Source organism: Bacillus sp. DTU_2020_1000418_1_SI_GHA_SEK_038, assembly GCF_032341175.1.
Lineage (GTDB): Bacteria > Bacillota > Bacilli > Bacillales > Cytobacillaceae > Cytobacillus.
In genome coordinates, this window is record NZ_CP135435.1 from 1,376,407 (window position 1) to 1,397,240 (window position 20,834).

At 38.3% G+C, this 20,834-nt stretch carries 20 protein-coding genes; 13 read left to right on the forward strand and 7 right to left on the reverse strand.

What is annotated here, in order from left to right:
- Positions 1 to 11: 11 nt before the first annotated feature.
- From RRV45_RS06800 to proC, 5 genes are all read left to right on the forward strand, one after another.
- The gene (locus RRV45_RS06800) at positions 12 to 1,037 is read left to right on the forward strand and encodes an ABC transporter ATP-binding protein (protein WP_315668040.1); all 1,026 of its coding nucleotides are present in this window, start codon (positions 12 to 14) and stop codon (positions 1,035 to 1,037) included.
- Positions 1,030 to 2,043 carry an ABC transporter ATP-binding protein gene (locus tag RRV45_RS06805; RefSeq protein WP_315668041.1) on the forward strand — a complete coding sequence of 338 codons (1,014 nt, stop codon included), beginning with the start codon at positions 1,030 to 1,032 and terminating at the stop codon, positions 2,041 to 2,043. The genes RRV45_RS06800 and RRV45_RS06805 overlap by 8 nt, the downstream gene beginning before the upstream one ends.
- Before the next feature lie 133 nt (positions 2,044 to 2,176).
- A complete protein-coding gene (locus tag RRV45_RS06810) occupies positions 2,177 to 3,133 on the forward strand; it encodes an MBL fold metallo-hydrolase (RefSeq protein WP_315668042.1) in 957 nt (318 codons plus the stop codon).
- A gap of 32 nt (positions 3,134 to 3,165) precedes the next feature.
- Positions 3,166 to 3,810: an NUDIX hydrolase gene (locus RRV45_RS06815; RefSeq protein WP_315668043.1), complete on the forward strand. Its 645-nt coding sequence runs from the start codon at positions 3,166 to 3,168 to the stop codon at positions 3,808 to 3,810.
- Positions 3,811 to 3,846: 36 nt separating this feature from the next.
- Positions 3,847 to 4,656, forward strand: coding sequence for a pyrroline-5-carboxylate reductase (proC, locus tag RRV45_RS06820; RefSeq protein ID WP_315668044.1), 810 nt, complete (start codon positions 3,847 to 3,849; stop codon positions 4,654 to 4,656).
- Between the two features lie 72 nt (positions 4,657 to 4,728).
- Here proC and RRV45_RS06825 read toward each other — a convergent pair whose 3' ends face one another.
- Positions 4,729 to 4,917, reverse strand: a complete 189-nt coding sequence (locus tag RRV45_RS06825; RefSeq protein WP_315668045.1) for a hypothetical protein — start codon at positions 4,915 to 4,917, stop codon at positions 4,729 to 4,731.
- Between the two features lie 214 nt (positions 4,918 to 5,131).
- On the opposite strand from RRV45_RS06825, the gene RRV45_RS06830 reads away from it, so the two are divergent.
- Complete coding sequence (locus RRV45_RS06830) at positions 5,132 to 6,520, forward strand: L-cystine transporter (RefSeq protein WP_315668046.1); 1,389 nt, start codon at positions 5,132 to 5,134, stop codon at positions 6,518 to 6,520.
- A gap of 17 nt (positions 6,521 to 6,537) precedes the next feature.
- Here RRV45_RS06830 and RRV45_RS06835 read toward each other — a convergent pair whose 3' ends face one another.
- Complete coding sequence (locus RRV45_RS06835) at positions 6,538 to 8,427, reverse strand: dihydroorotate dehydrogenase (RefSeq protein ID WP_315668048.1); 1,890 nt, start codon at positions 8,425 to 8,427, stop codon at positions 6,538 to 6,540.
- A 191-nt stretch (positions 8,428 to 8,618) separates the two neighbouring features.
- Between RRV45_RS06835 and RRV45_RS06840 the strand changes: the two genes are divergently transcribed.
- The 3 genes from RRV45_RS06840 (at position 8,619) to RRV45_RS06850 (ending at position 12,509) form a co-directional block, all read left to right on the forward strand.
- Positions 8,619 to 9,329 (forward strand): response regulator transcription factor, encoded by a 711-nt coding sequence (locus RRV45_RS06840; RefSeq protein ID WP_315668049.1) that lies wholly within the window; start codon positions 8,619 to 8,621, stop codon positions 9,327 to 9,329.
- Positions 9,326 to 10,702, forward strand: a complete 1,377-nt coding sequence (locus tag RRV45_RS06845) for a sensor histidine kinase (RefSeq protein ID WP_315668051.1) — start codon at positions 9,326 to 9,328, stop codon at positions 10,700 to 10,702. The genes RRV45_RS06840 and RRV45_RS06845 overlap by 4 nt, the downstream gene beginning before the upstream one ends.
- 115 nt (positions 10,703 to 10,817) lie before the next feature.
- Complete coding sequence (locus RRV45_RS06850; protein ID WP_315668052.1) at positions 10,818 to 12,509, forward strand: DL-endopeptidase inhibitor IseA family protein; 1,692 nt, start codon at positions 10,818 to 10,820, stop codon at positions 12,507 to 12,509.
- A 116-nt stretch (positions 12,510 to 12,625) separates the two neighbouring features.
- On the opposite strand, the gene RRV45_RS06855 is transcribed toward RRV45_RS06850, so the two are convergent.
- Positions 12,626 to 13,624 carry an inorganic phosphate transporter gene (locus RRV45_RS06855; RefSeq protein ID WP_315668053.1) on the reverse strand — a complete coding sequence of 333 codons (999 nt, stop codon included), beginning with the start codon at positions 13,622 to 13,624 and terminating at the stop codon, positions 12,626 to 12,628.
- 13 nt (positions 13,625 to 13,637) lie between these two features.
- Positions 13,638 to 14,255 (reverse strand): DUF47 domain-containing protein, encoded by a 618-nt coding sequence (locus RRV45_RS06860; protein WP_315668054.1) that lies wholly within the window; start codon positions 14,253 to 14,255, stop codon positions 13,638 to 13,640.
- 458 nt (positions 14,256 to 14,713) lie between these two features.
- Between RRV45_RS06860 and RRV45_RS06865 the strand changes: the two genes are divergently transcribed.
- The gene (locus tag RRV45_RS06865) at positions 14,714 to 14,974 is read left to right on the forward strand and encodes a GlsB/YeaQ/YmgE family stress response membrane protein (protein ID WP_315668055.1); all 261 of its coding nucleotides are present in this window, start codon (positions 14,714 to 14,716) and stop codon (positions 14,972 to 14,974) included.
- 99 nt (positions 14,975 to 15,073) lie between these two features.
- Here RRV45_RS06865 and RRV45_RS06870 read toward each other — a convergent pair whose 3' ends face one another.
- Complete coding sequence (locus RRV45_RS06870) at positions 15,074 to 16,015, reverse strand: RluA family pseudouridine synthase (RefSeq protein WP_315668954.1); 942 nt, start codon at positions 16,013 to 16,015, stop codon at positions 15,074 to 15,076.
- A gap of 133 nt (positions 16,016 to 16,148) precedes the next feature.
- Here RRV45_RS06870 and RRV45_RS06875 point away from each other — a divergent pair, with 133 nt between their 5' ends.
- Positions 16,149 to 16,547: a YhcU family protein gene (locus RRV45_RS06875; protein WP_315668056.1), complete on the forward strand. Its 399-nt coding sequence runs from the start codon at positions 16,149 to 16,151 to the stop codon at positions 16,545 to 16,547.
- Between the two features lie 49 nt (positions 16,548 to 16,596).
- Here the strand turns inward: RRV45_RS06875 and RRV45_RS06880 are convergent, their stop codons facing one another.
- Together RRV45_RS06880 and RRV45_RS06885 are read right to left on the reverse strand one after the other, a co-directional pair.
- Positions 16,597 to 17,067, reverse strand: coding sequence for a thioredoxin family protein (locus RRV45_RS06880; protein WP_315668057.1), 471 nt, complete (start codon positions 17,065 to 17,067; stop codon positions 16,597 to 16,599).
- A 1-nt stretch (position 17,068) separates the two neighbouring features.
- Positions 17,069 to 17,503 carry a disulfide oxidoreductase gene (locus RRV45_RS06885; RefSeq protein WP_315668059.1) on the reverse strand — a complete coding sequence of 145 codons (435 nt, stop codon included), beginning with the start codon at positions 17,501 to 17,503 and terminating at the stop codon, positions 17,069 to 17,071.
- Positions 17,504 to 17,799: 296 nt separating this feature from the next.
- On the opposite strand from RRV45_RS06885, the gene RRV45_RS06890 reads away from it, so the two are divergent.
- Entirely contained in the window at positions 17,800 to 19,542 is a 1,743-nt protein-coding gene (locus tag RRV45_RS06890; protein WP_315668060.1) for a phospho-sugar mutase, read from the forward strand.
- 159 nt (positions 19,543 to 19,701) lie between these two features.
- Entirely contained in the window at positions 19,702 to 20,823 is a 1,122-nt protein-coding gene (locus tag RRV45_RS06895; RefSeq protein WP_315668061.1) for a GAF domain-containing sensor histidine kinase, read from the forward strand.
- The last annotated feature ends 11 nt before the right edge of the window (positions 20,824 to 20,834 follow it).

Genomic DNA, 20,834 nt, shown 5'->3' on the forward strand with positions numbered 1-20,834 from the left:
TGGTGAGACAAATGACAATACAAAAAACTGAAAAAATTCTTGAGGTAAAAGGATTGCGAACGTCCTTCTTTACAGATGAAGGAGAAGTAAAAGCAGTAGATGGTGTTGATTTTTCAATAGAAAGAGGGAAAACGCTTGGAATTGTTGGTGAGTCCGGCTCAGGTAAAAGTATTACTTCCCTTTCGATTCTTCGTCTTCTCCAAGAGCCAATTGGGAAAATTGTTGGCGGGGAAGTCTATTTCAAGGGCGAAAATCTATTAGAAAAATCGAAAAAGCAGATGATGGATATCCGTGGTAATAATATTTCGATGATTTTCCAAGAGCCAATGACATCTTTGAATCCGACATTAACATGTGGGGAACAGATTGCGGAATCCATTCGCATTCATCAGAAGCTAAACCGCAGGGACGCATGGATAAAAGCAATTGATATGCTGAGTTTGGTAGGTATCCCTTCACCCGAAAAACGTGCTAAGCAATATCCGTTTGAGCTTTCAGGGGGTATGCGCCAACGGGTTATGATAGCGATTGCATTGGCATGTAATCCAGAATTATTAATTGCTGATGAGCCGACTACTGCACTGGATGTTACGATCCAGGCTCAAATTCTTGAACTGATAAAAAAGCTCCAGGACGAACTTGGCACATCACTTATGATTATTACTCATGATCTTGGAGTAGTAGCAGAAATGTGTGATAAGGTAGCGGTTATGTATTGTGGAAAGGTTGTAGAATATGCAGATGTAGAATCCATATTCACAGACCCTAAGCATCCATATACGATCGGTTTATTAAACTCAGTTCCTAAACATGATGAAGATGTAGAGGGAGATCTTTCTGTTATTCATGGTCAAGTCCCAAGTCCATTTAAATTACCGCTTGGCTGCCGATTTGCTCCTCGGTGCCCGCATGCAAGAGAAGTTTGTCATTCCGAGCTGCCGGAGCTAAGAGATACTCCAGATGGTGATAAGGTTCGCTGCTGGATTTATACAGATAAATGGGAGAAACAAGAGGGGGTTGCAGCTAGCCATGAGTAAGCAAGCATTATTAGAAGTGAAGGAGCTTAAGCAGTATTTCCCAATTAAAGGCGGTATTCTAGGTAGAACTGTTAACCACGTTAAAGCAGTTGATGACATTAGCTTTAATATATATGAAGGAGAAACGGTCAGCATAGTTGGAGAGTCCGGCTGCGGCAAATCGACAACTGGCAGAGCGATCCTTCGATTGGATAATCCTTATTCTGGTGAAGTGTATTTCCAAGGCGAGAATTTACTTGCATTAAGCAAATCACAAATGAGAAAAAAACGAAAAGATTTGCAAATCATATTCCAAGATCCGTATGCTTCATTAAATCCACGTCAAACAGTAAGTCAGATTTTAGAAGAAGCACTGGAGATCCAAAATGTTGTACCGCCTAGAGAAAGAAGACAAAAAATTACTGAGTTACTTGAAACAGTAGGAATTGGAGCTCACCAGATTGACCGCTACCCACATGAATTCAGTGGAGGACAGCGTCAGCGAATTGGCATTGCCCGTGCGCTTTCTGTAAATCCAAAGCTGATAATTTGTGATGAAGCCGTTTCAGCACTTGACGTGTCTATTCAAGCACAGGTATTAAACCTACTAAAGGAATTGCAAAGGGATTTCAAGCTAACCTATTTATTTATCTCCCATGATCTTGGTGTAGTACGCCATATTTCAGATCGAATCATTGTTATGTACTTAGGCAAGATTGTGGAAATCGCAGATAAAAAATCCTTATTTAATAATCCGCAGCATCCTTATACAAAGGCATTATTATCTGCAATTCCTAGTACGAATGTATTACAGAAAAAAGAACGGGTCATTCTCAAAGGAGATGTACCATCACCGATAGATCCACCAGCCGGATGCCGTTTTCACACACGCTGCCCATATGCTTTTGATCGCTGTGCAACAATGGAACCAGCCCTGCATGCCATTCCTGGGGAGAATCATCAAGTGGCCTGCCATTTAGCGGAGGAAGGTCCTGTCGATTTCTCTGCATTAAAAGCTAACTATTAAGCAATATTTCGAAGCCCTTCTCTCTTTGAGAGGGCTTTTTATTAACCCTGAAAAAACGGAAAGAGGATTTTTGCTAAATTTTGAAGAATTCGTTATAAAATAGTAAATATACTTTCGAAAGGGGTTTGGTGAAATGAGTACAACAAATTTAGGATATAATGTATCTCTTATCGATGCATTCGATATCGGAAAAGAAAGAAGAACAGGTTCCTATGTTCTTCATGATGACGATGTAACGATTATTGAAACGAGCGCGAGTCCCTCTATTCCATATGTGCTGAAAGGTTTAGAAGAATTAGGTATAGAGTTAACAGAAGTAAAAAATATAATTGTCACACATATACATCTTGATCATGCCGGCGGTGTTGGTTTATTGCTTAATCATTGCCCGAATGCTAAAGTAATTGTTCATCCTCGCGGCAAACGTCATCTTGCTGATCCCTCTAGACTGATTCAAGGAGCGAAGGCCGTTTATGGTGATAAATTTAATGAGCTCTTTGATCCCATTTTGCCAGTGCCAGAGGATCGTTTGGTAATCAAAGAGGACGGGGAAAAGATAAAAATCGGAAAAGAACGTATGCTGACATTTATGGATACACCAGGTCATGCTAACCATCATTTTTCTATACATGATTCATTAAGTAATGGGATATTTACTGGCGATACAATCGGAGTTTATTATCCTCAAGTTTTCGATCAGGGGGTTGAGTTATTTCTTCCGTCCACCTCACCGAATCAATTTGATCCTGAAACCATGCTTCATTCCATGAAAAAAATTTCATCCCTTCATGTCGAGAGAATTTACTTTGGCCATTACGGAATGACAGCTAATCCTGATGAGGTTTACAAGCAAATTGAATATTGGCTTCCTATATTTATGGCTGCTGGGGAAAAAGTATGGGCAGAAAACCCGACTGCATCATTTGATGCGAAGCAGAAAGCCATTTTTCTTCTGTTATTGGATGAGGTACATCAATTTTTATCCAATAATAAAATAGTTTTAAATGGAGATATTTCTGAAATTATTCAGCTTGATTTGACTGTTGGATCAATGGGAATATTAGATTATTTAACAAAAAGAGAAAAATAATAGGTGTTCAACAAATTATGGAGGTGTAGAATATGGATCTTCAGAAAATAATAAATAAGCTTAAAAATCGTACACCTTCTATTCTAGGAAGTGAGAAATTTTCTAAATATGCCATATTAATTCCTCTTATTCAAATGGAAGATGATATTCATCTTTTATTCGAGGTTCGTTCTCTGCAATTAAGAAGACAGCCGGGTGAAGTATGCTTTCCGGGAGGAAGGGTCGATAGGACAGATCGCGATGAAAAGCATACGGCAATAAGGGAGACTTCAGAAGAGTTAGGGATAAAAGAGGATCATATTCATCATGTTTTTCCGTTAGACTATATGATTTCTCCGTTTGGAACGATTATCTATCCTTACGTTGGACACATTGGAAATCCGGAAATGATGAAGCTTAACCGAAGTGAAGTGGAGGAGACCTTCACTGTACCGCTATCCTACTTAAAGAAAACAGAACCCGAAACCTTTCAAATCCGCTTTCGAGTCGAGCCTGAAAAAGATTTCCCATTTAACCAAATTGTCGGCGGAAAAAATTATGATTGGCAAACGAGAAAAATGGAAGAGTGTTTTTATTATTATGAAGACAGAGTCATCTGGGGTTTAACAGCAAGAATTCTTAAGCATTTTATAGAAATCCTTAACGCGGATGTCCTTGACCCCTTTGATGAAGAGTAGTCATTATTATTATGTAAATAGTCGGGATGTGTTAATTTGAATAGAAAGATTGGGTTCATAGGTGCTGGAAAAATGGCGCAGGCGATGATAGGCGGAATCCTTCATGCGGATAAAGTTCCAGCTGCGAATATGATGGCAAGTGCGGCTTCAAAGGAGACAGTCAGGAAAGTGATGGAAAGGTTCTCTATCCAGGTAACAACAGATAATAAAAAAGTTGCCAAGCATGCTGATGTACTTTTCCTCGCAATTAAGCCAAATCTACACCAGTCTATTATTGAGGAAATTAAAGATTCCATTAAGCCTGATTCGCTCATTATTACAATTGCTGCAGGTATCAGCCTGCAATTCCTTGAGAAATCATTTCCCCGGAAGGTAAAAGCGATACGGTCCATGCCGAATACACCTTCTTTAATTGGAGAGGGGATGAGTGTCCTTTGTGCAAACAAATTTGTGACGAAAGAGGAATTGGAAGAAGTTCTTAGCATTTATTCGTGCTTCGGACGGGCTGAAGTCGTCCATGAGAGCTTAATGGATTCAATTCCAGCTATTAGCGCATCGTCACCTGCCTATGTGTATATGTTTATTGAGGCATTAGCAGATGGAGGAGTCAAAAACGGATTATCAAGAGAGCAGTCCTATAAATTAGCAGCCCAAGCTGTATTAGGAGCTGCGAAAATGATTCTTGAAACGGGAAAACATCCGGGGGAGCTTAAGGATGAGGTTTGTACCCCTGGAGGAGCAACCATTGAGGCAGTAGCCGAGCTTGAGAAAAAGGGATTTCGTGCCGCTGTCCTCTCGGCAATGGAGAAATGCACAGAGAAAACAAAAGCACTTACTAATCATTAATTAGACAAAAATAAGCAGGAGGAGCAGCAAATAAATTGCTGCTCCTCCTGCTTATTGACAGTAGGGACTATATTAATTTTTCAATAACGTTTGATTAAGACCAGAATATAAGTCTTTCATATGGACAGTAACAATTTTAGCACCGATCTGAACATGTACCATGTTGTCAAAAACAGCAGTAACAAGACCGTTTAGGGATACTTTCGAACCAATATTAACATCCTTTTTTTCGTTTTTATCCTTTTTGCTATCTGCCATCATTACACCATCCCATTCAATAATAAATTTTTAATATTATAAAAAGAATATATCCTTTTAATTGTAAAATAAACCCCGAAATAAAAAAAGTATTATGCATTTAAAAATCGGCAAGAATATAATTATAAAAAGATTATCGAATTCCTACTTGACTCATAGGATTACATGATATATATTTTTATCAATGTTTAAGTTTATTATTTTAGGAGGAAATAAAATGACAACAGGGCTTGTTATCGTAAATATTGCCATTATGTTATTAATTATTATTGGCCTGTTCTATATGCAGAAAAAACATATATCATTTTCAAAACGTGTTTTTACTGCATTAGGATTAGGGATTGTGTTTGGTTTTGCCTTACAGCTTATTTATGGCCCCACTTCAGAGGTAGTTGCTGAATCAACAGCATGGATTAACATTGTTGGCGGAGGTTATGTAAAGTTTCTGCAAATGATTGTTATGCCACTTGTGTTTATTTCGATATTAACTGCCTTTACGAAGCTGAAATTAAGCAATAATATTGGTAAGATTAGTACTCTTATTATTGGCTTGCTAATTGCAACAACAGCTGTATCAGCCGGTGTAGGTATTGCTACAACTTTAGGCTTTAATTTGGAGTCTGTTCAAATTACTCAAGGTGATGCTGAAGTAGCCCGGGGTGAAATGATAGAGCAAAGAAATCTTGAAATGCAGGGTAAGACATTCCCACAGCAGATTTTGGAATTACTTCCAGCTAACCCATTCTTGGATTTAACAGGTGCACGTCCAACATCAACGATTTCAGTTGTTATCTTTGCAGCATTTCTTGGGTTTGCCTTTTTAGGTGTTAGAAGAAAGGCGCCTGAACAAGCTGAATTATTCTCGAAAATTGTAGATGCATTTTACGCAGTAATCATGCGTGTTGTGACGATAATTTTACGCTTAACTCCATATGGCGTCCTTGCCATTATGACAAAGACCGTAGCATTAAGTGATTTCGATGCGATATTAAAGCTCGGCAAGTTTGTGCTCGCGTCCTATGTCGCATTGCTCGTTATGTTCCTAATTCATTTATTGTTGCTGACATTTGCTGGACTTAATCCGATTACGTATGTGAAAAAGGCGTTCCCGGTACTAACCTTTGCCTTTACTTCACGTTCAAGTGCCGGTGCCTTGCCATTAAATATTCAAACACAGAAGTCTCTTGGAGTCCCTGATGGAATTGCCAACTTCTCTGGATCCTTTGGGCTTTCTATCGGCCAAAATGGTTGCGCTGGTATTTATCCGGCCATGCTCGCAATTATGATTGCACCAACAGTAGGAATTAATCCATTGTCACCATCATTCATCGCTACGGTTATTGCTGTTGTGGCAATTAGCTCTTTCGGTGTTGCTGGAGTTGGCGGCGGTGCAACCTTTGCAGCTATCTTAGTTTTATCCGCTTTGAATTTACCAGTTGCCTTAGCCGGTCTCTTGATATCAATCGAGCCGCTAATCGATATGGGGCGTACCGCACTTAATGTAAGTGGCTCTATGACATCAGGACTTCTAACGAGCCGAATGACTGGTGAAATTGATTCAAGTGTATATAACAATATGGATAAGAAAATTGAAGCAGAAGCATAAAAAAAATCGGCAGGTGCCTATGAAGGCATTTGCCGTTTTTTTTCATTTTGCAGATTTTCACTATCAAATAAAAACCCCTTTGATAAAATAAGCCCAGCAATATAAAGAAGTAAGGCAAAGTATGCTGGAAGAAGGTGAATAAAGGTCGTATAGCCAATAAATAAATGAGTTAAGATACCGGCTGAAAAGGCTGGCAGGCCCCCAAATAAAAAGGAGTACCATACCCATTTAGCCCCTTCATGATAGCCCCAAAGGCCCATCATGAGTACAAGCAGCCCGACACTAAATAAGGCACTCCCAAATCCGGCCCGATCATGGGCAATGACTGGAATTAGCCGGTTATTTATTTCATTAAGAATCTCAGGAGGGATACAGATAAACCCAATATCTGTCGGGACAAAAATACTTGTTATCCCAATAGTTGAGATGACGACTCCGCCAATGACAAATGAAAATCCCAAGATGACGAAGCAAAGCTGCCCCCAAAGTGATTTTTTCCAATTCAAAGTATTTCTGCGGTTTTTTGAAACGGGAGAATGAACGGCTCCTTTTGTTTGATAAACTCCCCATATGAAAAATGGAAGCAGGATGAGCCAAAATAAACCATGCAGCCAATCAAAGTATCCATATCCGATAAATAAAAGTATTCCTAAAAATCCTGAAATGGCAGCAATATTAATGGCCTTCCTCGCCCAATGAACTCCTAAACGCACTCCGTTTTTTGCGAGCTGCATATAAAGAATTGACCCAGAAATCATTGTTCCAGCAAGGGTCATCCGATCATGAGCCATAAATTTAAGGATGTTTGGATTTAAGGCAAGTAATTCCTCTTTAGTCATTTGGATAAATGCTTCATCATATGGGAGAATGACACGGGTCATGCTAAAGATGAGAGCAAGAAGTCCCCCGCAGAAAATAATTAACCCAAATAGCCAATACCATTTCCAGCCTTGTATGATATCTATTTCTTCATCTATTCCTATAGAATCAGCAAGTGCTTCGTTAATTCTTTTAGGAAGGCCTGGGCCAGATGAGACATAGCCATCTGTTAGCATGATTAGATCTGCTCCAAAATCATGAAGCAGAATAGCGTCTTCAGGCTCATATACTCCCCCTGAAATAATAATAGGAATCCCCACAATTTCCTTTTCCTGTAGAAGCTTTAAAGCATCTGCTATCTTCATTGTCTGTCTCTCATGAAGTGGGGCATCATTCGCTTCCTCAATTAATAATCCATGAATTAGATTAGAGCTTATGAGTGATTGAATGTGAATAATAGAGGTACCTATATTATTGTGTGGAATGGCAAGAATAATCGGTTTCTTGCTTTCATTTGCAATCATCTCTATAAACTGATTGGAGTTTAGCAATGTAAGATTATCAATCACATATGCATCAGCAAAGGACTCTAATGGCTTTGAAAGTTTTTCTATTTCATCCATACTTTTAAGCGTATTGGTATTTAATCTAATAAATAAAGGAATGGCAGGCTTTAGATTCTTTAACCTTTGCACTGTTTGGTTGATCCCTATTGATTCAAGAGGCTTTGGAAAAAGAATGGTCCCTGTTTGCACATCAAATCTAGCTGTCTCTTTAGACTCATTAGGATTCACACTGACAGGACCTACCTCAATGAAACCAAAGCCAAGATGAGAAAATGCTCTTGTTCCAGTCAATAACGGGTCTATTTTTCCACTTAAACCAATTGGGCTTGAAAATGTGCAGTTAAATAACCTTTTGCCTATTGTAGGAGATGGCTGCATATGTCCAAGAAATTCGATCAGGTATTTTCCGCCTGGTAAACTAGCAATCACACCCATTCCCCTGTGAATGAATTCTCTTCCGGCCGAACCGGATAGCCGGGAAAGCCATGGCTTAAACAAAGGGTGATATGACCAATCAGGCATAAAGCTGTCCCCCTATATAAGAATTATATCTCTATTCTACAGGAAGAATTTTCAAATAAAAGAGGAAATGGAAAGGTTTTTAGGGAATTTTTATTTGGAAGAAAATATAATGGTAAGATGTGACAATTTGCCTTTTCTAACGACTAATTTAGATGGGCGATTGAAAATTATTTATATAGGGTGAAAAAAGGATGACGACAAACGGAAAAATATTAATTGTTGAAGATGAGCTATCTATACGTAAATTAATTGCTTTTAATCTACAAAGATCTAATTTTGAGGTAATGGAGGCTGGTGAAGGAAATCTTGCCTTAAAGTTAGTTGAAGAGTATAAGCCATCGTTAGTTATTCTTGATCTCATGCTTCCTGACATGGATGGATTTGAGATATGCACTGCGATAAGGGAAAAGACCCCCCAGCTGCCAATCATTATCCTCTCAGCACGAGGGCAGGATATGGATAAAATTATGGGTCTTGAGCTTGGGGCAGATGATTATATTGTGAAGCCTTTTAATCCGCTTGAGCTCGTAGCAAGAATAAGGACTGTGTTAAGAAGAACAGAAATGATACCTCAGACGGCCAAGGCTTCAAAGTTAGAGGCAGGCCCCTACGTAATTGATATTAAAACACAAAGAGTCTATAAATCTGGACAGCTGCTAAAGTTAACTCCCCGTGAATTTCAAATAATGAAATATTTCTTTGAAAAGTTAAATGAACCCATTACAAGAGATGAATTCCTTGATGAGGTATGGGGATTAAATTATTTTGGAGACCCTAAAACAGTTGATGTGCATATTAGAAGGCTTAGAGAAAAAATTGAAGATGATCCTTCAAATCCATTATATTTGAAAACGATTTGGGGATTTGGGTATTGCTTTGAGGAAGGCGAGAAGCTGGGATGAAGAAAGGGATTAAGAAGCGGCTAGTATGGAGTTATCTAATATTAATCATCTTTACAGTTGTTCTCTATGAGACTATTATTCTATCTGCCCTTTACACTTATTACATGGGTGGAGTCAAACAGGCTCTCAGAGATCAAGGATCCATGTTTTCGACCTTTTATGAGCAATATTTTGAGTCTGGAAACTTGTCTAATCAGGCGGAGCAGCTTCTTAGTCAATATCACTTTAACATCGGTGCGCAGGTGCAAATCATTGATTCTGATGGCACCGTTCTGGCAAATACTCATGACCAGGGAAAATTAAATCTGGCAGCACTTGAAGATGTTAAATCGGGTCTAAATGGAACAACTGGCTATTGGGTGGGCGATAACGGGGGTGAACAGCTGTTAGCAGTAACACAGCCAATTTTAGTGGGAAATGAGCCAATTGGAGCGGTCAGGTTCATTTCATCTATAGACAATCTATATTCTGTTTTTATTCAAAATTCTATGATGTTAGCTGGAATCGGAATCATTGTTATTTTGCTCGTAACATGTATTAGCTATTTCCTGGCAGCCTCCATTACAAAACCAATTAGCACGATCACATTGGCTGCAGAACAAATGGCTGCTGGTTTCTTTGCTACAAGAATTCCGAAGAAAAAAGATGATGAAATCGGCAAGCTGGCTGACACATTAAACTTTATGGCTAGAGAGGTTGAAAAGCACGAAAAGCTGAAGAATGAATTTATCGCATCCGTTTCACATGAATTAAGAACACCATTAACCTCTGTAAAAGGATGGGCTGTTACTTTACATTCGCTTTCTGAAGATCAGATGTTTAAAGAAGGGCTAGAAATCATTTCAAGTGAAAGTGACCGGCTAAATTTAATGCTAGGGGATTTGCTTGATTTATCTAGTTTATCAACTGGTAAAGTAGAATTTCTTTTAGCTAATATCGATTTATCAAAATTAATAAGGGAAGTTGCAGGGCAGCTGCACCCACGGGCAGAGAGGCAGAAGGTAAATTTAGAGGTAATCAGAATGCCTGAAGCCTTAATCGTTAAACTTGATCGAAACAGGATGAAGCAAGTATTGATTAACATCTTGGATAATGCTCTTAAATTTACACCTCAAAATGGAAGAATTACCGTTCGTGTTGAACGGAAAGAAGGAATAACAATCATTGAAATAGCTGACACAGGGAAAGGAATACCACCTGATGACCTGCCTGCCATAACGAAGAAATTTTATAAAGGTAAGTATCGCGGGGCCGGTACAGGGTTGGGGCTTGCTATTTGTTATGAAATTATTCAAGCCCATGGCGGAAATCTGGAGCTAAATAGTAAGGTTGGCGAAGGGACAACAGCCACTATATCCTTGCCTCATCAATAGGCTAGCTTTTTAAGCTTCTTAATGTATATGCAATGATTAGTTAACCTATTTGAAACGAATTCCATTCCTTTATTATTGTATTCTTTTTGTAGGAGGAAATATAGGGGGTTAATTTATGGGGAAATATCGTTTACGGTATTCTGCTTTGCTTTTAGCTAGCTCATTTTTTCTTGGAGGATGCAACTTTCTTCCGGAGCCAGTAACATTATTACAAGCACCTCAATATGCAGAAGCGGCTAGTGAAATAGAGAAGACATTGTTATTAAAATCTAAAGAATTCTTACCTGCCGGAATGGTTTTTACAACGGCTAGTCAGCCAGTGGGAATTGAATCTGCCATACAAGCGGATTTAAATGGAGACGGAGAAAATGAGGTGGTTTATCTTTACCAGTCCATTGGAAAACAAGACCAATCAGGGGCGTTAATTTTAAGGAAAGAGAAAGGCGAATGGAAAAAGGAAAGGGATGTTAAAGGGACTGGATATGAAGTTAGCTGGGCTAGCAGTGCAGACATAACAGGTGACGGAAGGCCAGAACTTTTATTAGGATGGAAAATCGGTGTATCGGCAGGAAATATCCTCGACATTTTCACATGGGACCCCGGCCAACACGGCGGATTAGTGAAATTAGCACAGTTAAACTACCACGAATTAGAGGTTCTGATTCCGGAGGATAAAAAGGACTCACAGGCAAGATTAGCTGTTTGGAATCGAGAGATGGCTGATGTATATAAAACAGACCTTGTTAAGTGGGAAAATAATTCATTTCAATCTGATTTAAGCTTCTATCCTGCCTATTTCGCGAAAGTAGCCGATTATTATGATACAAGGGCTAATAATGTTCCTAATGCTCCTTATTATTGGTATTATCTGGCTGATGCAAGGCTAAGAGAAGGTCACCCTGAGCTAGCACTTCAAGCTATTGAAAATGGGATGAATTTGAAAATAACTTTTCCTTCAAGAGATGAATTTAAAAATCTGAAAATGGAGATTAAAGAAAAATTAGCACACCTTAACAGTGAGACGCTACTTTATTATTTACGGGATGCGGATATCACAATGGATATCCCGAAAGCTTTGGCTTCAAGTCTTTTCATTAAAGATGAAGAAGGAAATAATAGTGAATATATGATTAATGTAAATAAGGTCTTAGACAATGGGCAAACGGAAATATTATTTACCGTGGAAGTCCATCAAAAAGATTGGATTAGCAGTTTGGAGGAATATGGTTTATCTCCGCTCTTTGAAACAAAAACTCTTACGTATGGCGTTCGAAAGAATAATGAATTTTTTCATGATCCGGTGGTAGGTCAAATAGTTAGCAGTATTAGACCGGGGGCGGACTACAAGAAACTAAAAAGTCAGGAAGAACAAATGTTGCTGGAAATGGTTCAAACGGCAGTAAAGAAATACTGGTATGTAACAAGCGGAGGAAAAATTGAAGAGGGTCTGATAGAAAGCTTTCTATTGAATGAGATGGATTACCGTTACATGGGCAGTGATCTTGATTCAAAGGAGAAAGTGAACGAATATTTATCAAGCACATACTCGGCAGAAGCTATTCATCAATATATGGAACGAGCAGGCATAGTACTTCATAATGGAAAGCTTGCTCAGCCAAATGCAGACGGAGGGTCACGTGCAGATTACGAAAGAGCAACCATTTTTCTCACAAAGGATGCAGGCTCTGAAAAAGAATACAATCTAAAAGTTCCGCTCGGTGATAGTTTAGTTACTGAAACTGTTCATATCGTTTTTCGCCAAACCGATAAGGGCTGGAAAATCGATTCCATCCCCGGCAGCTTTTAAAATGCAGCAGGCTATTAATGCCTGCTAATTTTTTGAAAAATGAATGGTTTTAAGAGAATAGCAAGTTGAACCATCCCCTTAGAACCAGCAAAACTCGAAATCCTATCTTTCATCCATTAAAAAATAGCATTTAAAAGAAGGTAAACAAGACCTGCGATGGTTGCAGAAATAGGCAAAGTAATTACCCAAGTGATAAGCATTCTTTGTGCTGTTCCCCATTTAACCCCTTTTAGGCGGTGAGCTGAACCGACTCCTAAAATAGAAGACGAAATAACATGTGTTGTACTTACTGGCAAATGAATAAATGTAGCCCCGAAAATAATCATCGCACCTGTTAAATCGGCTGCCACGCCATTCACTGGGCGAATTTTCATGATTTTTCCGCCGACTGTTTTAATGATTTTCCAGCCGCCGACAGATGTCCCAAGCCCCATTGCAAGCGCACAGGAGAACTGAACCCAGAATGGAATGTCTGTAGTCGTCACATAGTTATTGGCGATAAGTGCCATTGTAATTATTCCCATCGCTTTCTGTGCATCATTCGTCCCGTGTGTATAGGATTGCAATGCAGCAGTAAAAATTTGAAACAAGCGAAAATTCCGATTGGTCTTTGTTAAATTGTTATTTCTAAATACGACTTTAAAAATGCTGTAAACAATAAATCCGACTACAAATGCGATTATTGGCGAGAAAATAAGCGCCTGCAAAATTTTCAGAAAACCTTGGTAATTAAGAGCAGCAAACCCTGAAGCAGCAATAGCCGCACCGGCAATAGAGCCAATTAAGGCATGTGAGGAGCTGCTTGGAATACCATAATACCATGTTAATAAATTCCAGAAAATCCCTGCAATCAGTGCAGCCAGAATAACTAATGATCCATTTTGTAATGTAAATGGGTCAACGATATCCTTTGTAATTGTTTTGGCAACACCTGTAAAAGTCATCGCACCAACAAAGTTCATTACTGCTGCTAAAATGATCGCATGCCGTGGTTTAAGGGCTTTTGTTGAAACAGATGTAGCAATTGCGTTAGCAGTATCATGAAAACCGTTTATGAAGTCAAAAGTTAAGGCTCCGATGACAATTAAAACTGTTAATATAAATAATCCATCCATATGTTACGGCTCCTTATGCATTTTTCATAATGATGGTTTCAAGTGTGTTAGCAACCGCTTGGCAGCTATCGGCTATATCTTCCATATTTTCGTATATCTCTTTATACTGAATGATTCTGATTGGATCCTTCTCTACGGAGAAAAGATGTTTGATCGACTGGCGAAGAACGCCGTCACATTTTGATTCATGATCTTTAATTATGATTAGATGTTCTCTAATTTGCAGTAATTTTTTCGTTGAAAGAAGTTCTATTGACTTTTCAATTTCAAAAGCAGAGTTTTTAATTGCATCTACGAACTTAAGCATGTAATCATCAGCCTGAGTAATGGAATACATTTCGAATAGGGCTGCACAATGTTCAATTCCATCGATTACATCATCCAAACTCATAGCTAGGTGAAGGATATCCTCCCGCTCAATTGGCGTAATAAAGGCATTATTTAATTCCCTGATCACTTCATGAACATATGTATCCCCTTTTGACTCATAATCCTTCATCGTTTCTGAAAAAACTTTCAAATCACTTACATTGTTCAGTTTATAATCTGCGAAGTAAATTGCACCCTCTTTTACGTTCAGTGCAATATTGCTTAACAACGTATTGAATTTGTCCTTCTTTTTGAAAACCATGTTTATAACCCCCATAGAAATAAATTCATCCAAACGAAAATAATTTTATATGAAAATGAGTGAATTAGATAGGTTTAAGTCGAAAAAAGTCGATAAATTCTTTTCTTTTAATGTAAAAAAATCATTCAATATTTCTTATAGTTTCCTTAGTATGTGAAATTTCGGATGGATTATAATCATTTTGCAAAAAGCAAAAGTTTTGGACAAATGCTGTGCGGGTAAACGGGTATTAATATCCGGCGTAGGCCGTTTATATAGATTGAGCGATTGCCTTAGAGCAATCGCTTTTGGTTTTCTAGTAAAAAAAGTGTAATTTTGATGATTTTTGGGTACGTTACATATAAGCTTCAAGCTTGTACCATTTCTTTTCAGTTGCTTTCCGAAAAGTGGAAAATAATTTTTTGAATGAAAGAAAAAAACGGAGAAAAACTACAATCAAAACAGCAAGGAGTGATATTATGTTTAGCTTTTTATGGGCATTAATTATAGGAGGAATCATTGGCTGGATTGCTGGGATGATTGTCGGCAAAGATATTCCAGGCGGTGTTTTTGGTAATATAATTGCAGGATTTGTAGGTGCATGGCTAGGGTCTGCAATCTTCGGTGATTGGGGTCCAGATATCGCTGGCTTCCCGATTATTCCAGCCTTAATCGGTTCTGTGCTGCTCGTATTCCTTCTAAGCCTTATTATGCGAGCCTTTAGAAGAACAACTGACTAATCAAATTGCGGAAATAATTAGGCGCTGAATAAAGATAAATAAAAGTAGAAGGGTCGTCTCAAATGCCAAATTAATGGCATTAGAGGCGACCCTTGTCATTTAGGTAAGGTCACTGGGCAACACTTGCAGCAACTCTGCCAGCATGACTGATTTGTTGTCCTTTTCCCCAGGTAAAGGAGCATTGCAGCTGATGTTTTCCATCGTAAAGGGGTGAGGAAAATCAAGTTTGGCAGCATGTAAGGCTTGACGGTCAAAGATGGGTTTTCCTCCATATAATACGTCACCAGCTAGAGGATGACCAATATGGCTTAAATGGACACGGATTTGATGTGTACGCCCCGTCTCTAGCTGACATTTAACAAGTGACAGGTTTTGTTTCGGGTACGTTTTGATTAATTCAAAATGTGTAATAGCCTGTTGTCCGCTTGGGGATACTCGCCTTCTTGTTGCATGGTGGCGATCGCGTCCAATGGGCTCCTTTATGATTCCTTTCTTAGTCTTTAGCAAGCCATGAACGAGTGCCATATACGTCCGTTTAATGATTCTTTCCTCTAATTTCCTATCAAGAATACTGCCTGCAAGAGGATGCTTGGCAAAAAGCACGGCCCCAGTCGTATCACGATCCAGCCGGTGAACATGCCTCACATTCCGATATTCTCCTTGAGATTGCAAATAAAAAGCAGCTGCATTTGAAAGTGTATTTGTCTGCCTCTCCTCGTTAGGGTGAGTATCCATATGGGCTGGCTTATTAAGAACAAGTACATGATCATCCTCATAAAGGATTTCTACATCTTTATAAGAGGGAGCTACGCCAAAGTCCTCATCAACAAAAAGTCGTAATTGCAATTTATCATTATTTTTTAATGAGGAATTCCAGTTTATCAACTCACCGTTAACCTTTACATGATTTTCCATTCGCATAAAATGAATTTGTTTTTTCGGTGCTCTCCAAATATTTCTAAGAATATAATCAATAGTAAATCCTTCCCAATCAAGGGGTAAAGTTAATTCATACCATTCTCCAAATCTTTTGGCTTTAATCATAAACCTCTCCTTTATGGATGTAAAAATGGAAGTTTTTTGGGTTTAATTACCACCCTAAAAAACTTATTGAATATGCTATTCTAATGATATATTACGAACAGGTTACAATGTTTAAAAGGTGGTCATCTAAGTGAAAGTTGTGTTTGCTTCGACTTATGAACAAGAGCTGAAAATAAAGGAACTTATCCAAAATTTATATTCAAAAGTCTTTCCTCTCTATTTTCCTGATGAAGAAATAAAGGAATTTGAGCGTATGCAAGTATTACATACGACAACAAGACATTCCGAGTACTTTGGAACATTGAAAGAGGCATACCAGATTATAGCAAGCTTACAAACCATTATTTCCATACTAGAACTTCCCCAATTAGAAGATAAATATGAGGGAGTATTTGTAAAAAATGTACATACTCTAGAGCAGTTTGGTTTGACCTTTCCATTTTCCTTCAGTCAATTTAATGGGAGTAAAATTATTAAGGATGAAGTTCTTAGTATTTATTCAAAAGCAGCAAATGAAATTTTAATATAGGATGAAAACGCCTGCAAATGTGAAAGTTTGCAGGCGTTTTTTATTGACTTTACAGGCTGTTTTCGTTAAACCATTGTTTAAAAACATCTTCGTCTTGATATCCTGTAATACGATTAACTTCTTTTCCGTCTTTATATTGGACGATGGTAGGTGTTTGAGTAATTAAGTATTTATCCCAGCCATTTTCAAACTCGAGCAAATTATATTGTACAAGATCTACTTTCATATCTTTTGCTAAAGGAGAAACAACTGGTGTTGTTCTTTGACAATGGGAACATGTTGGGCTAAAAAAGTACACAGTCACATCTTCTTTATTATCAAGTTTCTTCTCTAATTCCTCAGGAAGGATTATATTTTGATAATTAGGGTCATCAAGCTGAGCTATTGTTTCAGGATGAAGTTTATCTTTTCCATATGGATTATCACCGGAAACCTTCTCTTCATTTTGCATTTTTGTTAAAAAACCGACAGCTACAAAAAGAACAATGATGACTGCAAGAAATATAACAACTTTTTTCATCTTATTTTACCTCTTTCGTTTTTTTCCATAAAAGATAACTGCATATAAAAATAATGATAAAAGCAGTCAAAGCTAGAAACGGAATTGTAATAAATCCAAGCCAATTAATATATTGGCCAGTACATGGGACTCTCCCGCATGAAGCCGCATGATCAGCAAGAAAAGACACCTTTTGTATGGAATAATGATATAGTGAAATACAAACACCAATACTAGACAGGACCATGGAATAAATGCTGATTCGATAATCCTTTCGAATAACCGCCATTCCTAATATAATAACTAATGGATACATAACTATTCTTTGATACCAACATAATGTACAAGGCTCATATTGGCGTATCTCAGAAAAATATAGGCTTCCAAACAACGCAATAACGGAGGCTGCCCAGGAAATAAACAGGAAGGACTCACGATTATCTTTCGTCTTATTCATAGTGTACTCCTTATCTATTGAACATACTTTAGAAAAGTATAGAGCTTCTCGTTTAGCTTTGTAAATTACTTTAAAAGAATATCATGTTTTTTTCTGTATTTCGTCATAATTTTGTCATGATATATATATATGTTGCCTTCGTTTTATCATAAGAAAAAGAGGAAAAATACTCAAATTTGTTGTCTGATTATTATGGTTATGTCAAAAAAACAAGAATAATTTTAAAAGGGAAACAGGTCTTTTTATCGAAGAGAATTTGTAGATTGGATAGTGTTTTAATTTTAGGAGGGAAAAGTGTGAACTGGAAAGCAAAAGCAGAAAGATGGATTTATGATGAGAATTTAGATCCGAAGTTAAAAGCGGAGCTAACAGTCCTGCAAAAGGATGAAAAAAAACTGGAGGATGCTTTTTATAAAGACTTAGAGTTTGGTACCGGCGGAATGAGAGGAGAAATCGGGGCGGGTACGAATCGGATGAATATATATACCGTCAGGAAAGCATCTGCTGGCCTGGCAGCTTACATAGAAGAGAATGGAGAAAAGGCTAAAGCACAAGGGGTTGTCATTGCCTATGATTCCCGTCATATGTCTAAGGAATTTGCTATGGAGGCAGCAAAAACTCTGGCGGCAAGAGGGATTCAAACATATGTATTCAAAGAATTGAGACCTACTCCTGAGTTATCCTTTGCCGTCCGTCATTTACAGGCATTCTCAGGCATTGTCATTACGGCAAGCCATAATCCGCCAGAGTATAATGGATATAAAGTATATGGAGCTGACGGATCACAGCTGCCACCTAAATTAGCTGATATCGTCATTTCCAAGGTAAATGAAATTGAAAATGAACTTTTAATCAATGTTGAAGATGAAACAAGTTTAATGGAGCAGGGACTCATTAAAATAATTGGTGAAGAGGTTGACAGTCAATATACAGAAAAGCTAATCTCAATTTCTGAAAACTCTTCCTTAGGGAGCGAAACAGATCTTAAGATTGTCTTTACTCCACTGCATGGAACCGGAAATAAACCGGTAAGAGCTGCATTAGAGGCTTTACATTACAAGCAAGTGTATGTTGTAGAAGAACAGGAACTGCCAGATCCTGAATTTTCAACGGTTAAAAGTCCTAATCCAGAGGAGAAGTCGGCCTTTGAATTGGCGATAAAGGTTGGAAAAGAGAAGGAAGCCGATCTGTTAATTGCTACTGACCCTGATGCGGATAGACTTGGGATAGCAGTCAGAAATCAATCTGGTGAGTTTGTTCTTTTAACTGGAAATCAAACGGGCGCTCTGCTGATGCACTATATTTTGTCACAGAAAAAAGAAAAAAACATTCTTCCTATTAACGCCGTTGTCCTGAAAACGATCGTTACATCTGAACTTGGCAGAAAAATTGCTTCCTCATTTCATACAGATACTGTCGATGTATTGACGGGCTTTAAATTTATTGCTGAAAAAATGAAGGAATATGAAGAGACGGGGGAATATGAGTTTCTATTCGGCTATGAGGAGAGCTATGGCTATTTAATCGGAGACTTTGCAAGAGATAAAGATGCGGTTCAGGCTGCTTTATTAGCGGCAGAAGCAGCAGCCTTTTATAAGAAAAAAGGGATGACTTTATATGAGGGATTACTAGCTCTATTTGAGCAGTATGGTTATTTTCTTGAGGGCCTAGAATCAATCACCCTTAAAGGAAAGGAAGGGGCTCAATTAATTCAGGAAATATTAGCTGCCTTCCGAGCAAATCCTCTAACTCAAGTGGCTGGAATAAAGACTGTAGCTGTTGAGGATTATTTAACAGGTGTCCGGAGGGAGAGCAATGGAGTGGAGTCATCCATAAACCTTCCTAAATCTAATGTGATTAAATATCTTTTGGAAGATGGGACATGGATTTGCTTAAGGCCATCTGGGACTGAGCCGAAGATGAAGTTTTATTTCGGAGTCAATGGGGCAAGTTCAGTAGAAAGCGAGCAAAAGCTTGGAGCAATCAAAAGTGATTTCATGGCGATTGTTGACAAGAAGCTAAATTCAGCAGCAATATAATGAATCTAGATGCACCGTGGAGATAAACTCTTCGGTGCTTTTTGATTTTAATACAGAAACTACAACTTTAGTCGTAGATATATTCATTCGAATTGCTAAGGAATAGGCCGCATAAAAGTATTATAATAATGGCAGGAACATCCATTGGGAGGAATAAAGGTGACATTGGAGAATCGCTATTCGGAAATTTGGATATTAAAGGAAATTGCTGAATTGTTAAATGAAGGAACAGAAATAAAAAAGATTTTGTCCGAGGTTCTAGCTAAATTACTGCATGTGACGGGCTTGGAAACAGGATGGGTCTTTCTATTTGAGCCTGATGGAAAATACGAGCTTGCAGCAAAAGAAAAGCTGCCCGCAGCGTTATCATACAATCATAATGAGCGGATGTGTAAGGGTGAATGCTGGTGTATAGACCGCTATATCGATGGAAGATTGCATAAGGCGATTAATATTATTGAGTGCAAAAGAATTGAAGACGCACGCAATGAAAAAATTGCGGATACGAATCAATTAACGCATCATGCAACAGTTCCTCTTCGGGCAGGTGATGAGAAATTCGGTATTTTAAATGTCGGATCACCAAATAAGACCCATTTTTCTAAGGAAGAACTGGCTTTGCTCGAATCCATTGCATTTCAAATTGGCACAGCCTTAAAGCGAATTAAGCTTACAGGACAGGAGCAGGAAAATGCCTTAACAGCAGAAAGAAATAGGCTTGCAAGAGATTTGCATGACTCAGTCAATCAGCTCCTTTTCTCTTTAAGCTTAACGGCAAGGGGAGGGGCAGAGATGACAATGGAACCCGATACAAAAGAGACCTTCTCCTATATTCAAGATTTAGCACAGGAAGCATTAATTGAAATGAGAGCATTGATTTGGCAACTGCGGCCAAGGGGATTGGAAAATGGAATAATAAGCGCCCTTTTAAGCTATGGAGAAATGCTTGACTTAGAAGTAAGCTCTAAAGTAAAGGGGGTAGTTTCTCTGCCAGGAAAGGTGGAAGAGGCTCTTTGGAGGATTGGTCAGGAGGCACTCGCCAATTGTAAAAAGCATTCCGGTCAGCCCAAGGTGGAATTAATCTTATCCGTGGAACAAAAGCGAGCAAATATGGTTATTTCCGATTATGGCTGCGGTTTTTATTATGATGGGGATTTAAGAAATATTCCATCCCTTGGCTTAAAGAGCATGAGAGATCGTACTGAATCATTAAATGGGGAATTCAAGCTGACAAGCTCTGAAGAAAATGGGACTAGAATTGAAGTGTCTATACCAATATAGGGGGGAAGAAA

What these genes read in the sequence shown, in the direction of transcription:
- RRV45_RS06845 (WP_315668051.1), top strand. Translation starts at nt 9,326, where the DNA reads ATGAAGAAAGGGATTAAGAAGCGGCTAGTATGGAGTTATCTAATATTA.
- RRV45_RS06825 (WP_315668045.1), bottom strand. Translation starts at nt 4,917, where the DNA reads ATGATGGCAGATAGCAAAAAGGATAAAAACGAAAAAAAGGATGTTAAT.
- RRV45_RS06865 (WP_315668055.1), top strand. Translation starts at nt 14,714, where the DNA reads ATGTTTAGCTTTTTATGGGCATTAATTATAGGAGGAATCATTGGCTGG.
- RRV45_RS06805 (WP_315668041.1), top strand. Translation starts at nt 1,030, where the DNA reads ATGAGTAAGCAAGCATTATTAGAAGTGAAGGAGCTTAAGCAGTATTTC.
- RRV45_RS06850 (WP_315668052.1), top strand. Translation starts at nt 10,818, where the DNA reads ATGGGGAAATATCGTTTACGGTATTCTGCTTTGCTTTTAGCTAGCTCA.
- RRV45_RS06800 (WP_315668040.1), top strand. Translation starts at nt 12, where the DNA reads ATGACAATACAAAAAACTGAAAAAATTCTTGAGGTAAAAGGATTGCGA.
- RRV45_RS06860 (WP_315668054.1), bottom strand. Translation starts at nt 14,255, where the DNA reads ATGGTTTTCAAAAAGAAGGACAAATTCAATACGTTGTTAAGCAATATT.
- RRV45_RS06835 (WP_315668048.1), bottom strand. Translation starts at nt 8,427, where the DNA reads ATGCCTGATTGGTCATATCACCCTTTGTTTAAGCCATGGCTTTCCCGG.
- RRV45_RS06810 (WP_315668042.1), top strand. Translation starts at nt 2,177, where the DNA reads ATGAGTACAACAAATTTAGGATATAATGTATCTCTTATCGATGCATTC.
- RRV45_RS06840 (WP_315668049.1), top strand. Translation starts at nt 8,619, where the DNA reads ATGACGACAAACGGAAAAATATTAATTGTTGAAGATGAGCTATCTATA.
- RRV45_RS06855 (WP_315668053.1), bottom strand. Translation starts at nt 13,624, where the DNA reads ATGGATGGATTATTTATATTAACAGTTTTAATTGTCATCGGAGCCTTA.
- RRV45_RS06815 (WP_315668043.1), top strand. Translation starts at nt 3,166, where the DNA reads ATGGATCTTCAGAAAATAATAAATAAGCTTAAAAATCGTACACCTTCT.
- RRV45_RS06880 (WP_315668057.1), bottom strand. Translation starts at nt 17,067, where the DNA reads ATGAAAAAAGTTGTTATATTTCTTGCAGTCATCATTGTTCTTTTTGTA.
- RRV45_RS06830 (WP_315668046.1), top strand. Translation starts at nt 5,132, where the DNA reads ATGACAACAGGGCTTGTTATCGTAAATATTGCCATTATGTTATTAATT.
- RRV45_RS06885 (WP_315668059.1), bottom strand. Translation starts at nt 17,503, where the DNA reads ATGAATAAGACGAAAGATAATCGTGAGTCCTTCCTGTTTATTTCCTGG.